The following is a 16209-nucleotide window of genomic DNA, read 5'->3' as shown; positions in this document are numbered from 1 at the left end:
ATAGTCAAGACTAAAAATGCTCGCAGATTTGTGGGCTTTTTTAGTCTTGTTTTAAAAGTCCAACTCCAATTGATTGCTTTCTGACTTCTCCATCGGTGCGTCATCGTGAAACCTGGAAAGTGTGATTCCTAATAATCTTACTTTTGTAAACCCAAGATCGGCCTCCTGTAAAAGTCTTATCGCTTCCGTATATATTGCTTCGGCTTTATCAATAGAAAAAGCAAAAGACCGGCTGCGGGTGATGAGCTTAAAGTCCTCAAATTTTATTTTAAGTGTAACCGTTTTGCCGCTAAGCTTATACTTTTCCAGTCGCTTTGCTACTGTCTCGCTTATTTGTCTCAGCAAATCATGCATTACTGCGTCGTCATTGGTGTCCTCGGCAAGCGTATCTTCGGCGCCTACCGATTTAGTCTCGCGGTGTGCACGGACAGGCCTATCGTCAATGCCCCGGACAATCTGATAGTAGAACTTCCCTGATTTGCCAAACTGGGCGATGAGTTGTTCCTGACTTAAATTCTTAAGATCGGCCCCCGTGTTGACTTGCATTGCTTTCATTTTTGCAGCGGTAACTTTGCCTACACCGAAAAACTTTTCTACAGGAAGTTTTTCCATAAATGATTTGATTTTAGAGGGGCCAATGAAAGTCAGACCATCAGGTTTATTCATGTCTGATGCCACTTTCGCGACAAACTTATTAATAGAAACACCCGCAGAAGCAGTTAAATTCAATTCATTTTTGATGGCATCTTTTATTGACCTGGCAATATCGATAGCCGAACCGATACCCAATTTATCTTCTGTAACATCCAGGTAGGCTTCATCCAATGACAGGGGCTCAATAATATCCGTATAACGGCTAAAAATTTCTCTTATAGACTTCGATACAGCAGAATAGGCATCAAAACGTGGATATACAAAAATTGCTGTAGGGCATAACTGGTAGGCCTTACTACAAGACATGGCTGATCTTATTCCGTAAATTCTGGCTTCATAGCTAGCTGTAGCCACAACTCCCCGGCTATCAGGTTTGCCTCCCACAACCAGAGGCTTTCCACGGTATTCCGGAAAATCGCGCTGTTCTACAGATGCGTAAAAGGCATCCATATCGATATGAATGATTTTTCTTAAAACTGTACTTGGTTGATCAGACATCTGAATGAATAAATGTCGGAATTTATTCTTGATTTTTGGAACAAAAAACCTTGGCGATGCAGGTGATCATTTGCTTGAAACTTTTTAAAGGGGAATTAAATAACCATAGGTTATGGCTATGTGAGGCAACTGAGTTCGCGTTAACCAATTGCCTGAGAGAATTTCTTCAAGGAAGTTATTGTGAGAATTAATGTTTAGTGTATAATTCTTCGATAGCCTTAATTTAGCAGAAATTCAACCTTATTTAAAAGTGAATCCATTTCAAAAGGTTTTTCCATAAAGTCGTTTGCACCAGCGTCCATGGCAGATTGCCGTATATCCCTACTTGCCGAAATCATTAAAATTGGAATGTCTTTGAATTCTGGATCGCTTTTTAATTGTTTGCAAATGTCACGTCCGTCGTGACCGCTCATCCATATATCAAGAAGGATTAAATCTGGTCTGTTTTTCACTGCCTCAATTACTGACCCGCCATCATAAGTATAATTAACGTCGTATCCCATCACTTCCAAAATCATTGTTACTGCGTCCACTATACCCTCATCGTCGTCGGCGATGAATATTTTCTTAGTTCCCATTTGTAAAAGTTATTTCCATCAAACCATTTGTTTGTGTGCTGACATAAGCCGGATCGATACTACAACAGTAGTAATACCAATATTTGAGTATTTGTTTTAAAAAAAAGAGTAATTCAAATAAAAACTTCTGCTTGCCTTATTCTACAATTATCTAAAAAATGATCTACAACTGAAACATTTTCTCATCAAGAAAGTATTGATTATAGTCAATTAACCCTGCTTTTTATCTAATTTATTATTAAATGCTTTGTTGGTCAGTGTTTTGTGAAATATTGTGGCGTATTTAGCATTTTTATCATTTATATTTACCTCATCAAATCGACGTTTTAAAAGGTTTACAGCCATCAATGGATAGTATTAATATTAAAGAATTAGCTGAAGCATTAAACTTATCTACTTCTACAATTTCGCGTGCTTTTAGGGATAACAGTGATATTAGTGTTGCTACCAAAGAGCTTATTCTATCCAAAGCCAGGGAATTAAATTATCAACCCAACCATTATGCCAGTAACTTAAGGGAACAAAAAAGTAAAACCATTGCGGTGATTGTACCGGAGTTGGCGAACAACTACTTTTCACAGGCTATACATGGAATTGAGCGTGTAGCAAGGGAAAAGGGCTACCACATCTTGATTTACGTAACTGACGATGATTATACCAAGGAAGTCAACTTTATTCGCCACTTGCACAATGGAAGGGCCGATGGTATTGTGATGTCGGTATCGGGTGAAGCCAATGATCACAACTATTTAAATAAATTCGGAATAAAAAGGTTACCGTTAGTCTTTTTTGATAGAATTTATGAAGATATCCAAACCCCACGAGTGATTACTAATGATTATGAAAGTAGTTTTTCAGCTACTGAGCATCTAATTGAGCAGGGGTGTAAACGAATTGCCTATATGGTGGTAAACAAAAGTTTGTCTATTGGCAAAACCAGGATGCAGGGCTATATTGATGCACTCTCGAAGCACCATATAGCTTTTGAAGAACATTTGATTATTGATTGCAGCAACAGTTATGACGAAAACAGTATCATAGTAAAACAGGCGTTAATCGATTTGAAGCCTGACGGTATTTTTACTTCTGTTGAACGCCTTGCCTTTGCTACCTATTATGCCTGTTATGATTTAAATATAAAAATCCCACACGATTTAAAGGTGATCAGCTTCTCAAGTCTGGAGATCGCGCCACTGTTGAATCCGTCGCTCACCACTATCACGCAACCTGCTACCGAAATAGGGGAGGAAGCTGCCAATCTGCTCTTCAGAATTCTGGACAATCACGATGCGGAAAATCGCATAAATGAAGTGGTTCTGAAATCAAAAATTATCGCCAGAAATTCTACTATGAAGTAGCCTTTAAAATGGCGAAAAATTAGCCGTTTTACAGACCGTTTTTTGATCTGATTTTTTTCAAAAAAAATCTTCACTTAGTGTAAAATAAGCAGAATTTCGATTCAAAACCGGGAACGTTCCCGAAAAACAGCGCTGATTTTTGTCTTTATTGTCGGGAACGTTCCCGAAATAGGCTCTAAAATTCACTTAGTGTAAAATCTACACTTTATTTTATTTGTTGATGTTTTTAAAATATTGTAAAACAGCTTGTTGTGTTTTGTTTGTTGGCGAATTATTAAACCTTTTATGTTAAAAAATGCGAAATTTTTACTGCTTTCGTTTTGTTTTTTTTGGTTGTGAAATATATTCTTTAAATAAATTTTGAATTACCATTTCGGTCTGTAAATTAGTCCAGTGTGTAATTCACTATAATATTTAACCAAATTTTTATACTTAAACGAGCTTCGAATATGAAAGTATTTTACCTGTTAAAACAGGGGCTTTTGGTGCTGTTGATTTTCTCAGCATTAATCGTAAAAGCACAAACCGGATCGGTATCTGGTACAGTGCTTGATGAAACTGGACAGCCCTTGCCAGGTGCTTCTGTAATTGTTAAAGGAACAACCAGAAGTACTTCAACAGATGTTAATGGAAAATTCAAATTAGCCGCACTCTCAAACGGTTCTATCACAATTGCTGCCAGCTTTATCGGTTACCAGACGCTTGAAAAACCAGTAACGGTTTCAGCGAATGCTACATTGAATTTTCAACTGGTGCCCGATGCACAGAAACTAAATGAGGTTGTAGTAATTGGTTATGGTACGGCTGAAAAGAAAAACCTGACGGGATCAATCACTACGGTTTCTTCGAAAGATTTTCAGAAGGGTACGATCTCCAATCCTGAACAATTAATTCAGGGTAAAGTTGCCGGGGTTAACATTACCCAAAACAGCGGACAACCCGGAGGCGGAAGCCAGATCCGAATTAGAGGTGGGGCTTCACTGAATGCAAGTAATGACCCGCTTATCGTGGTTGACGGAGTTCCCTTTAGTGGTAATTCTATCAATAATGCGCCAAGTCCTTTATCGTTAATTAATCCAAACGATATTGAAACCTTTACCGTGTTAAAAGATGCAAATGCAACAGCCATTTATGGTTCTCGTGCTTCAAATGGTGTAATCCTGATTACGACCAAGAAAGGTTCATCAGGTGCTCCTGTGTTTAATTTCAATACTAATAATTCAATTGCAACAGTCGCCAAAAAAGTGGATGTACTTTCTTCTGGCCAAATTCGTGATTTCGTAAATGCAAATCCGAATGCAACTTACGATGACGGCAAGACATTCACTGCTTTATTAGGACAATCGAATACTGACTGGCAGGATGAAATTTATCGTAATGCCTACACGACAGATAATAATTTAAGTATATCGGGCTCATTCAAAAATGTTCCATACCGTGTGTCTGCAGGGTACCTTGAACAGGAAGGCTTATTAATCACCGATAAATTTACACGTGCATCAGGTGCATTAAGCTTATCACCAAAATTTTTCAAAGACCACTTAAAAGTTGATTTGAATTTAAAAGGAACATTAACCAATTCGCATTTTGCTAACAGTGGCGCAATTGCAAGTGCAATTCAGTTCGATCCGACTCAATCAGTTAACGCCTCGAATAGTTTTGGAAACTATTTTGAATGGCTTCGTTTAGCTGATGGGAGCATTAATCCAAATGCACCCCGAAACCCGGTCGCTTTAATCAATCTGCAGAATAACAACGGAAATGCTGACAGGAGTTTTGGTAACTTGAGACTTGATTACTCATTTCACTTCCTTCCAGAATTGCATGCTAACCTGAACCTTGGTTACGATGTATCCAAGGGTTACGGTAAAATATCAGTTCCTGCTTTTGCAGCACAAAGTATATCCACTAACGGATCATTTACACGTTCTCTAGCTACCGCAAGTAACAAGGTATCGGAGTTTTATTTGAACTACGCCAAAAATGTTGAAAGTATCAGAAGCCGATTTGATGTAACGGCAGGTTATGGTTATTACGATAATAAAACCACCAATTATAACTTTACAAGCTACAATGGATTAGGCGCAGAGCTGGTAAAACCTGCTAATGCTTTTGATATTCCGAGAGATAAGCTTCTTTCATATTATGGAAGATTTGTATACACTTTGGCTGATAAATATATCCTGTCAGGAACAATGAGGGCTGATGCTTCCTCGAAGTTTTCAGAATCTCAGAGATGGGGTTATTTTCCATCAGCAGGTTTCACCTGGAGAGTTATTGGTGAAAACTTCCTTAAAGACAGCAAGGTGCTATCTGATTTGAAGTTGAGATTAAGCTATGGGCAAACTGGTAATAAGGATGGTATTGGTTATTATGATTATTTATCTAAATATTATAATAACAGCACAACGGGTAAGTACCTGGTTGGAAACACTTATTATGACTATTATAGTCCGGCTGCTTATGATCCCGATTTGAAATGGGAAACTACTACTACATATAATGCTGGTATAGACTACGGTTTTGCTAAAGGCCGTATTTATGGAGCAATCGATGTTTACTACAAAAAAACAAAAGACTTATTAAGTAAAGTTAACATTCCGGTAGGAACCAACTTCAATAACGAATTAACAACTAACGTTGGTAACATGGAGCTTAAAGGTGCCGAGGCAAGCATCAACTTCGGAATCATCAGAACAGATGATATGAACTGGGATATCGGCTTCAATGCAGCCTATAATAAAAGAAAGATTACAAACCTTACGCTAAATCCAGATCCAGCTTCCAAGGTTGGTGCCGGAGATATTTCTGGCGGAACAGGAGTTACGTTGAAATACAATGCAGTGAACCAGGTTCCGGGGGCATTCTTTGTTTATAAACAAGTATATAATGCTGCTGGCAAACCTTTAGAAGGGGTTTACGAAGATTTAAATGGTGACGGTGTAATCAATACAAGTGATCAGTACTTCTATAAATCTCCTGATCCTAACTTTACGTTTGGCTTCAATACTGCCTTCAATTACAAAAGATGGACAATCAGCACTGTTTTAAGAGCAAATATCGGTAACTATATTTATGACAACGTATCATCTAATTTTGGAGTAAGGGCAAATATTTTAAGTTCGGCCGGAGTAATCAACAACGCAGGTTCAGATTTCCTTTTCACTAATTTCCAGAATACTCAGTTTCTGAGTGACTATTACATCAAGAATGCATCATTCCTTAAAATGGATAACCTTGGTTTAGCATTCGATGCAGGGAAATTATCGAAATCTGGTAATGCAACATTGAGATTAACGGCTAACTGTCAGAATGTGTTTGTGGTAAGCAAATATAAAGGCATCGATCCTGAACAAACTTCAGGTATTGATAACAACCTTTATCCTCGTCCCCGCACGTTTACTTTAGGATTAAATCTTGGTTTTAATTAGGCAATGATAAAGGAACATGTTCTATAACATGTTCCAGAACAAAATATATCAAAATGAAAAACTCATTTAAAATAATATTGATATCAGGATTGTTGCTGGTATCGTTAAATTCCTGCAAGAAGGAAGATCTTAATTTACTGCCAACGAATGATGTTACCGCGGAAACGGTTTATGCTACGGCTGCGGGTTACAAGACAGGTTTGGTGAAATTATATGCAAGTTATGGCTTAACAAGTTCGCAAGGTTCGGATGCAAGTGAGATTGGCGGCTTAAACTCTGGTTTTGCAGATTTCCTACGCTTATTCTGGACCTCTCAAGAGCTAACAACTGATGAGGCTATCTGTGCGTGGGGTGATACCGGAATTCCGGAATTAGATAACTCAACATGGGCAACAGACAATCAATTTTTAAGGGGATTGTATTCACGCAGTATTTTGCAAATTACCCTTTGTAATGAGTTTTTGCGTGAAAGTACCGCTGACAAATTAGCTTCCCGTAATATTACAGGAACTGCAGTATCTGACATTGCTAAATACCGTGCAGAAGCCCGTTTTTTACGCGCTTATCAGTACTGGGTATTAATGGATGGTTTTGGTAATCCACCGTTTGTAACTGAAGATGACGCTATTGGCAAAGTTGCCCCAAAACAAATCACCAGAACAGCTTTATTTAACTACATTGAATCTGAGTTAAAAGCCATTGAAGGTGAATTAGTTGACGCAAGACAAAATGAATATGGACGTGCTGATAAAGCTGCTGACTGGTCTCTATTAGCGAGGTTATATCTGAATGCTCAGGTTTACACGGGTACCGCCAAATATACAGAAGCGATTACCTACTCGAGCAAAGTAATCGCAGCAGGTTATTCTTTAAAAGTAAATTACCTGGATTTATTTAAGGCGGATAATAATGTGAATAACACAGAAAATATCCTGACAATCAACTATGATGGTGTTAATGGTACTAATTATGGTGGGACAACCTTCCTGATCAATGCGGCTATTAACGCTGACATGACTCCTGCATCTTACGGTGTGCCTAATGGCGGCTGGGGTGGAAACAGAACACGTCAGAATTTACCTGCTTTATTCCCAAATACTACCGGATCAACAGATAAACGCGGTACCTTCTTTGGAACCAAAAGTACCGTTGATGAAATCGGTGTGTTTACTGACGGACTACGCGTTACCAAATTCAAGAATGTAACATCTGCGGGCATCACACCTGCTTCACTAAATGGTACATTTAGCTCACTGGATTTCGCGCTATTCCGCCTGGCAGAACAATATTTAATTTATGGTGAAGCGGTTGCACGCGGCGGTTCGGGTGGATCAGCAGCTCAGGCATTAATTTACGTAAATGCATTGCGTACCAGGGCCTACGGTAATACATCAGGCAACGTTGTGGCTGCCGCACTAACAACGGATTTCTATCTGGATGAACGCGCAAGGGAACTATACTGGGAAGGTCATCGTCGTACCGATTTGGTACGTTATGGCAAGTTTACGGGATCGACTTACTTATGGCCATTTAAAGGTGGAGTTAAAGCCGGAACCAATGTGCCAGCTTACCGTAATATCTACCCAATTCCAGCAGCAGATTTGATTGCTAACCCAAATCTGGTTCAAAACACAGGTTATTAATCTTAATTCTATAAAAGATGAAATCAATTTTATTAAAATCAATCGCATTGGGTTTAATTTCCCTTTCGCTTTGGTCTTGCAAAAAAGAGGGTACTCTGGTTGTTTCCGATGTTGCACCTGCCGGAACACTTACCGCCTCGACAACAAATGTATCCCTTACTCAAGCTGGGGGTGCTAATACAGCGCTTACACTTAGCTACCCTTTGGCAACATCTTCAGGTTATGTAGTTCCGGTAACATCAACACTTCAGTTCGCCTTGAAGGGAAAGAATTTTGCATCAACCCGGGAAATTGTTGTAACTACAAAAAGCTATGCACCAACAATTGAGGAGTTCAATAGCATAATATTGGCTTTAGGTGCTAAAGTAAAAGAGGCGGCTCAGATTGAAGTTAGGCTGAAATCTGGTGCTGCGGTTAATGATTTGACCTATTCTAATGTAATTACTTTGAACGCTACGCCATACCTGGCTTCATCTTGGATTTATGCACCAGGAGCTTACCAGGGCTGGACACCAGCAACTGCTGACAGTTTAATCTCTGCTTCCAGCAATGGTATCTATACTGGAATGATTGCTTTTACTACAGGTAACCTTGAATTTAAAATTACGCCTGCAAAGAAATGGGATATTGCTTACGGTGATGCGGGTGGCGGGAAAATCAGCACTTCCGCAACTGACAATTTAAAGTCGACAGCGGCAATTGTTAAGCAAGTAACAATTGATTTAAAAGCAGGAACTTATACGATAGGAACTCCTCTTGAGTGGTCGATCATTGGTGACGCTACACCTGGTGGATGGGCTGCGGATACCGACATGAAAGGTGTCAATGATGGTAAATCAAACAATTATTCCATTACCACTAACTTAGTTGTTGGCGCACTGAAATTTAGGTTTGCGCACGACTGGGGAACCAACCTTGGTGGCAGTTTAGCTACTCTAACTAGTGGTGGAGACAACATCTCAATTACTTCAGCGGGAAGTTATACCATTACTCTTGATGTGGCAGCGAAAAAAGCCACACTTGTAAAAAACTAATCATTAACTTCTGCCCTGTAGCATTTATTTGTTACAGGGCTTATTACTTTTAAAGTTTCGGCATGATCAGATCCACAACCATTTTTGCTCAGTTACCCTTATTTAATGCTCGAATTAAGTTTCAGGCTCAGACAGTGAAAAAAATGTGCCTGATGAGTTTCCTTGTGCTGTTATCAACCGTGAATCTCTTCGCTCAGAAATTAGAGCGCATCGAACCCATGTTCTGGTATACAGGCATGCACAATCCAAAACTACAGTTACTTGTTCACGGTGAAAATATTGCAACAAGCACTGTTTCATTATCTTATCCCGGCGTGAAGCTGGTTAAGGTTAACAAAGTAGAAAATCCCAATTATTTATTCGTTGATTTAGAGCTTTCTTCAACAGTAAAATCGGGAACGTTCCCGATTAATTTCACTCTAAAAGGGAAAAAAATATTCAGTTATACTTACGAATTTAAAAGCCGCGATAAAAGCGCTGACAGAATTCAGGGTGTAACACAAAAAGATTTTATTTATTTATTGATGCCCGATCGTTTTTCGAATGGCGACAAAAGTAATGATGTAGTTCAGGGATTAACCGAAACTACGCTTAACCGGGATAGCATGTATTATCGTCACGGCGGAGATATTCAGGGAGTAATCAATCATCTCGACTATCTTAAAGATTTAGGCATCACCACCGTTTGGATGACGCCCGAAATTGAAAATAACATGCCTCATGCATCTTACCACGGTTACGCTGTTACCGATCATTATAAAATAGACCCACGTTTCGGAACTAACGACCTTTATAAAAAATATGTAGAAACCGCTCATGCCAAAGGCATGAAGGTGATTAAAGATATTGTACACAACCACATAGGAACCGGTCATTGGTTTTTCACAGACCTTCCTATGAAAAGCTGGGTTCACCAGTGGACTAAATATACGCAGACCAGCTACCGCGATCAAACCGTGATGGATACCCACGCCTCGGCTGCAGACCGCAAAAAAATGTTGGATGGCTGGTTTGTGCCGTCAATGCCGGATTTAAATGAATCGAATCCCTATGTTCAGAATTATTTAACTCAGAACCACATCTGGTGGATTGAATATGCAGGAATAGACGGTTTGCGTTTGGATACTTATCCCTACAATGATCCGGCTTACATGGCCGACTGGGCAATTAAACTAAAAGCAGAATTTCCTCACCTCTCTATTTTTGGTGAAACATTTGTTAATGGTGTAGCCAACCAGGCGTATTTCACACAGGGAAACACCGTAAACCGTGGCTTCGATACCCACTTGCCGGGAATTACTGATATGGCCGTTAAGGATGCCATTTATGAGGCAGTAAATGGTAAGAATGGATGGACAGACGGAATAAACCGCTTATATGATGTGGTTGCGCATGATTTTCTTTATCAGGACCCGACCAGAAACTGTATCGCTTTGGATAACCACGATATGAGCCGCTTTTATTCCATCGTAAATGAAGATTTTGATAAGTATAAAATGGGTATGGCCTTCTTATTGACCATGCGCGGCATTCCTCAGATGTATTACGGAACAGAGATCCTAATGAAAAACTTTTCAAATCCTGATGGCCTGGTTCGTTTCGATTTTCCAGGTGGATGGGATGGTGATAAAAAAGATAAATTTATTGCAGATCGCAGAACAGGAAAAGAAAATGAGGCTTTCAATTTTGTAAAAAAGCTCGCAAACTTTCGTAAATATAGCGAAGCGCTGAGAACCGGAAAGCTGATGCAGTTTGTTCCTGAAGATGATATTTATGTCTATTTCCGTTACAACAATACAGCTGCAGGAACTGTTATGGTAATCGCAAATAACACTGAAAAGGAGAAGACGTTAGATACCGGACGTTTCGCAGAAAGGACCAGTGGAATTACCACCGCAAAGAATGTTATTACAGGAACTAGTACAGGTATTAAGGCAATAAAAGTACCTGCCAAAACCGTATTGGTTCTGGAATTAAATTAAAGCAATTTTAAACAAAAATATTTAAGCCGAAAGCAGGGTGATCATAATATGCTGAAACCCGCGAGCTGATACTAATTATAGAACAATGCAAGAAAATCTCACACCTCCTACTTCAAATCTTAACTCGTCAATTAAAGCTTGTCTTTTTGATCTTGATGGGGTATTGGTAGACACGGCAGTTTACCATTATCAAGCCTGGAAGCGCCTGGCAAATACTATGGGTTTTGATTTTACAGAAGAACAAAATGAGCAGCTAAAAGGTGTAAGCCGTGTAGAGAGTCTGAATAAAATCCTGGCATGGGGCGGTGTAGAAAAAACAGATGCTGAAAAAGAACAACTGGCTACGTTAAAAAATAGCTGGTATGTGGATATGATTACTAAAATGACCCCGGCGGAGGTTTTGCCTGGAACAGTAGATTTCCTAACGGCGATACATAAAGCAGGCTATAAACTGGCATTGGGATCGGCAAGTAAGAACTCTGGAATCATTCTGGAACGTACCAACCTGGCTCATTTCTTTGATGAGATTGTAGATGGGAACATGGTGACCAAATCAAAGCCAGATCCGGAAGTGTTTTTGAAAGGCGCAGAACTTTTGGGTGTTAAACCCGATGAATGTGTGGTTTTTGAAGATGCAGTGGCAGGAGTTGAAGCCGCAAAGCGTGGGGGGATGAAGGCAATAGGGATTGGCGAAAAAAGTGTGCTTACAGAGGCTGATGTAGTAGTAAGCGGATTAAATAAATTAACGGTTAAAGATTTAGAAGAGTTGTAGATTGATCAAATTCGTCATGGTGAGGCACGAGACAATCTAAAAATAAAAGAATTCAAATCAATTACGGGGGATGAACACTTTAAAAAGAGATTGCTTCCTGCCTCGTAATGACGAAAGCATAAAAGATGAAGAATTACATTAAAGCAGATGAGTGGAATATTATCGAAGAAGGCTTTGATCCACATTTAAATAAAATTTCAGAGAGTATTTTCAGTCTGGGTAATGGCCGCATGGGTCAACGTGCCAACTTTGAAGAAACCTATACTGGTGAAACCCTTTTGGGAAACTATGTGGCTGGTGTTTACTATCCTGACAAAACCCGTGTGGGGTGGTGGAAAAATGGCTATCCTGAATATTTTGCGAAAGTTTTAAATGCGGCAAACTGGGTAGGTATTGAAGTGAGGATCGATAATGAGACTCTGGATCTTGCCAAAGCAGAAGTATTGGATTTCAAGCGTGTTTTGAATATGCATGCCGGTGTTCTGGAAAGAACATTTACTGCGAAACTGGAAAGTGGCAAAACGGTTAACGTTAAAGCCACTCGTTTTTGTAGTATTGCCGATGATGAGGTTGGGGCTATCCGCTATAGCATTACTGCTGTAGATTTTGATGGTAACCTAACACTAACACCCTTTATTGATGGCGACATCAAAAACCAGGACAGTAACTACGATGAGAAATTCTGGACAATGGTTTCTGATGAGATCACCGGAGTTGAAGCTTACCTCAAATTAAGAACGAAGAAAACGGAGTTCGAGGTTTGTACTGGAAGTCATATCGCATTATTCAAAAATTCGGAAGAAGTGGCCATCAATCCGGAAGCCACCCGAAAGGAGAAATTTGTTGGTCAGACTTTTTCTGTTGATGTAAAAGCAAATGAAGAAATTACCTTAGTGAAAATCGCCACAAATCTATCTTCAGAAAACTATCCGAAAGAATCACTTTTAAAAGAAGCTAAAGCCGTGATCGCTAAAGCAACAGCTAAGGGTTTCGATACACTGATTAAAGAACAAACTGAAGCCTGGGCAACTAAATGGGAAGAAAGCGATATCGTGATTGAAGGCGATGTTTCTGCTCAGCAGGCTATCCGTTTCAATATTTTTCAACTTTTCCAAACCTATACAGGTAAAGACGACAGGTTGAATATCGGACCAAAAGGCTTCACCGGTGAGAAATACGGAGGTTCTACTTATTGGGATACTGAAGCTTATTGCGTTCCTTTCTATCTGGCAACTGCACCTCAGGAAGTAAGTAAAAACCTGCTGGTTTACCGCCATAAACAACTGGGTAAAGCCATTGAAAATGCGGCTAAATTAGGTTTTAAAGATGGAGCTGCTCTATATCCAATGGTAACCATGAATGGTGAAGAGTGCCATAACGAGTGGGAAATTACATTCGAGGAAATCCACCGTAATGGAGCCATAGCGTTTGCTATTTACAACTACATCCGTTATACAGGTGATGAAAGTTACCTGTTCGATTATGGTTTGGAAGTTTTGATTGGTATTGCCCGTTTCTGGAAACAACGCGTTAACTGGAGCAGCGATAAACAACAGTATGTAATGCTGGGGGTTACCGGGCCGAATGAATACGAGAACAACGTAAACAACAACTGGTATACCAGTATGTTAGCCGTTTGGTGCATGAAATATGCAACAGAAGCTGCTGAAATTGTTAAAACCCAACAGCCTGAAAAATATAACAGTTTATTGGCGTCCGTAAATTTTAATGAAAGCGAATTTGCAGACTGGGCAGATATTATTGAAAAAATGTATTTGCCGGAGGATAAAAACTTAGGAATTTTCTTACAACAGGATGGTTATCTGGATAAAGAACAGACGCTGGTTAAAGACTTACCTGCAAGTGAAAGACCAATCAATCAGAAATGGAGCTGGGATAGAATTCTACGTTCGCCTTTTATTAAACAGGCTGATGTGCTACAGGGTATTTACTTTTTCGAAGAAGATTTTGATTTGGAGACCATCAGAAGAAACTTCGATTTCTACGAGCCACGTACCGTTCACGAGAGTTCATTATCGCCTTGTGTACATAGTATCCTTGCGGCTAAATTAAATGATGAAGCCCGTGCTTACGAATTTTATTTACGCACCGCACGTTTGGATTTGGATGATTATAACAACGATACTGAAGATGGTTTACACATTACGTCGATGGCCGGCACATGGATGAGTGTGGTGGAAGGATTTGCAGGCATGCGCGTTCGTGAGGGTAAATTACACTTTAACCCTTTCTTGCCAAGGCAGTGGAAATCATTCTCGTTTACTGTTGGTTTCAGAGGAGCGACGTTAAAGATCAATATTACAGAAAACGGAATTAATATTAAAAACCACAATGCTGTGGATTTAGAAATCGGAATCAAAAATCAGGTTTATAAATTGGCAGGAAATGCTGAAGTAGAAGTGAATAACGCAGAGTTGGTATGATTGTAGATGGAAAATTCAGGTGGGGAAGTCATCTTTACACCGTGGCATATGCTGCGTTGATTTTCCTGCTATTTATTTCAACATCATCCTTTGCACAAATAAAACATCCCAAAATGGACGATAAGCAAATCGTTATTTATCAGTTACTGCCCCGTTTATTCGGGAATAAAAATAGTACGAATATTCCTTATGGTACCATTCAGCAAAATGGTGTGGGCAAGTTTAATGACATTACTGATCAAGCTCTAGACGGCATTGCAGCACTCCATGCCAACTATGTGTGGTACACAGGTGCTATTGCGCACGCGAGTTTGACCGATTATTCTGCATACGGCATTAAGGTTGACGATGCTGACGTAGTAAAGGGCCGTGCTGGTTCACCTTATGCCATCCGCGATTATTATGATGTAGATCCTGATCTGGCGGTTGATGTGAAGAACCGCATGCAGGAATTTGAGGCGCTGGTGAAAAGAACGCACGGGAAAAACCTGAAGGTGATTATTGATTTCGTGCCTAATCATGTGGCCAGGAGTTACCATTCATATGCAAAGCCGGAAGGCGTAGCTGATTTTGGTAGTAATGATGATGTAACCAGGAGCTTTAGTGCCAAAAATGATTTCTACTATGTACCTGGTCAGCCTTTTGTGGTGCCTACAAACGGACTGAAGACACCGCTATCTGTTTTACAGGATGGTAAGTTTGATGAAAATCCGGCCAAAGCGACCGGCAATGATGCTTTTACGGCATCGCCTAAATATGACGACTGGTACGAAACGATTAAATTGAATTATGGTATAGATTATCAGAATGGCAAACAAAACCATTTTGATCCTATTCCTCCGGTATGGACGAAGATGCGTGACATCCTGATCTTCTGGACTAAAAAAGGTGTAGATGGTTTCCGTTGCGATATGGCAGAAATGGTACCTATTGCATTCTGGAACTGGGTCATACCTCAGGTAAAACAAGTTAATCCTGATTTAATATTTTTAGGAGAGGCTTACAATCCCCAGGTTTATAAACAGTATTTAGAAGAAGGTAAATTCGATTATCTGTATGATAAAGTTGGTTTGTATGATGGTTTGAAAAGACTGATCAGAAACGAGCCATCGGCAGATGTGAAAGACATCCGTCATGTATGGCAGGTAGAAAGTGCTGGTTTTGGCAAACACATGTTGCGTTTTCTGGAAAATCATGATGAGGAACGTATCGCATCTGCTGGCTTCGCAGGAAAAGCTGAGCTGGCTTTACCCGCAATGGTAGTTTCGGCAACATTAGGTTCAGGACCGGTGATGCTTTATTTCGGTCAGGAGGTTGGAGAGAAGGGACAAGGGCAAGAAGGTTTTGGAGGCGATGATAACCGCACCACGATTTTTGATTACTGGGGTATTCCGAGTCACCAGAAATGGATGAACGGTGGATTATTTGATGGACAAAAGTTAAGTTCCGAGGAGCAAAAGCTGAGATCCTGGTACAAGCAACTGTTTAAGGTAACCTCTGTCAGCGACGCCATTAAAAACGGTGAGATTTATGATGTTCCACAAGCGGCAAATATGAATAACCGCATGTATGCTTTCATCCGCTACTCGGGCAAACAGCGTTTGTTGGTTGTCGTGAATTTTGATCGCCATGCATCACTTGAAGCCAATATCGAGATTCCAGATCATATTCTGAAGGTGAAACACTCCTCTCCGGTTACTGATTTGTTAACAGACCGAAAATTAAATATCCCAGCTGGAACCAGTATTCCTGTGACGCTTGGGCCGGTTTCGGCGCAGGTAATAGAATTTTAGAGCAATAAAAAAAATTAACCAC

General features: G+C 39.9%; 10 protein-coding genes. 8 read left to right on the top strand and 2 right to left on the bottom strand.

The window, feature by feature from the left end; all coding sequences use genetic code 11:
- Window positions 1–51: 51 nt before the first annotated feature.
- Window positions 52–1152, bottom strand: coding sequence for a DNA polymerase IV (gene dinB, locus AC570I_RS11920; protein WP_497405602.1), 1101 nt, complete (start codon window positions 1150–1152; stop codon window positions 52–54).
- A 218-nt stretch (window positions 1153–1370) separates the two neighbouring features.
- Window positions 1371–1730, bottom strand: coding sequence for a response regulator (locus AC570I_RS11915; RefSeq protein ID WP_047798910.1), 360 nt, complete (start codon window positions 1728–1730; stop codon window positions 1371–1373).
- Window positions 1731–2077: 347 nt separating this feature from the next.
- Here AC570I_RS11915 and AC570I_RS11910 point away from each other — a divergent pair, with 347 nt between their 5' ends.
- The 8 genes from AC570I_RS11910 (at window position 2078) to AC570I_RS11875 (ending at window position 16187) form a co-directional block, all read left to right on the top strand.
- Complete coding sequence (locus AC570I_RS11910) at window positions 2078–3088, top strand: LacI family DNA-binding transcriptional regulator (RefSeq protein WP_497405601.1); 1011 nt, start codon at window positions 2078–2080, stop codon at window positions 3086–3088.
- A 449-nt stretch (window positions 3089–3537) separates the two neighbouring features.
- On the top strand, window positions 3538–6519 hold the full coding sequence (locus AC570I_RS11905; protein WP_497405600.1) for a SusC/RagA family TonB-linked outer membrane protein: 2982 nt from the start codon (window positions 3538–3540) through the stop codon (window positions 6517–6519).
- A 53-nt stretch (window positions 6520–6572) separates the two neighbouring features.
- A complete protein-coding gene (locus AC570I_RS11900; protein WP_497405599.1) occupies window positions 6573–8162 on the top strand; it encodes a RagB/SusD family nutrient uptake outer membrane protein in 1590 nt (529 codons plus the stop codon).
- A 17-nt stretch (window positions 8163–8179) separates the two neighbouring features.
- Window positions 8180–9196, top strand: a complete 1017-nt coding sequence (locus AC570I_RS11895) for a SusE domain-containing protein (RefSeq protein WP_497405598.1) — start codon at window positions 8180–8182, stop codon at window positions 9194–9196.
- Between the two features lie 62 nt (window positions 9197–9258).
- Complete coding sequence (locus tag AC570I_RS11890) at window positions 9259–11178, top strand: glycoside hydrolase family 13 protein (protein WP_497405597.1); 1920 nt, start codon at window positions 9259–9261, stop codon at window positions 11176–11178.
- Window positions 11179–11263: 85 nt separating this feature from the next.
- Entirely contained in the window at window positions 11264–11950 is a 687-nt protein-coding gene (pgmB, locus tag AC570I_RS11885) for a beta-phosphoglucomutase (RefSeq protein ID WP_497405596.1), read from the top strand.
- A 125-nt stretch (window positions 11951–12075) separates the two neighbouring features.
- A complete protein-coding gene (locus AC570I_RS11880) occupies window positions 12076–14394 on the top strand; it encodes a glycoside hydrolase family 65 protein (protein ID WP_497405595.1) in 2319 nt (772 codons plus the stop codon).
- Between the two features lie 113 nt (window positions 14395–14507).
- Window positions 14508–16187, top strand: a complete 1680-nt coding sequence (locus tag AC570I_RS11875) for an alpha-amylase family glycosyl hydrolase (RefSeq protein WP_497405594.1) — start codon at window positions 14508–14510, stop codon at window positions 16185–16187.
- Window positions 16188–16209: the final 22 nt, after the last annotated feature.

The organism is Pedobacter sp. A2324 (assembly GCF_059693705.1).
This window is presented reverse-complemented; position numbering and strand designations above follow the sequence as displayed.

What these genes read in the sequence shown, in the direction of transcription:
- dinB (WP_497405602.1), bottom strand. Translation starts at nt 1,152, where the DNA reads ATGTCTGATCAACCAAGTACAGTTTTAAGAAAAATCATTCATATCGAT.
- AC570I_RS11915 (WP_047798910.1), bottom strand. Translation starts at nt 1,730, where the DNA reads ATGGGAACTAAGAAAATATTCATCGCCGACGACGATGAGGGTATAGTG.
- AC570I_RS11910 (WP_497405601.1), top strand. Translation starts at nt 2,078, where the DNA reads ATGGATAGTATTAATATTAAAGAATTAGCTGAAGCATTAAACTTATCT.
- AC570I_RS11905 (WP_497405600.1), top strand. Translation starts at nt 3,538, where the DNA reads ATGAAAGTATTTTACCTGTTAAAACAGGGGCTTTTGGTGCTGTTGATT.
- AC570I_RS11900 (WP_497405599.1), top strand. Translation starts at nt 6,573, where the DNA reads ATGAAAAACTCATTTAAAATAATATTGATATCAGGATTGTTGCTGGTA.
- AC570I_RS11895 (WP_497405598.1), top strand. Translation starts at nt 8,180, where the DNA reads ATGAAATCAATTTTATTAAAATCAATCGCATTGGGTTTAATTTCCCTT.
- AC570I_RS11890 (WP_497405597.1), top strand. Translation starts at nt 9,259, where the DNA reads ATGATCAGATCCACAACCATTTTTGCTCAGTTACCCTTATTTAATGCT.
- pgmB (WP_497405596.1), top strand. Translation starts at nt 11,264, where the DNA reads ATGCAAGAAAATCTCACACCTCCTACTTCAAATCTTAACTCGTCAATT.
- AC570I_RS11880 (WP_497405595.1), top strand. Translation starts at nt 12,076, where the DNA reads ATGAAGAATTACATTAAAGCAGATGAGTGGAATATTATCGAAGAAGGC.
- AC570I_RS11875 (WP_497405594.1), top strand. Translation starts at nt 14,508, where the DNA reads ATGGACGATAAGCAAATCGTTATTTATCAGTTACTGCCCCGTTTATTC.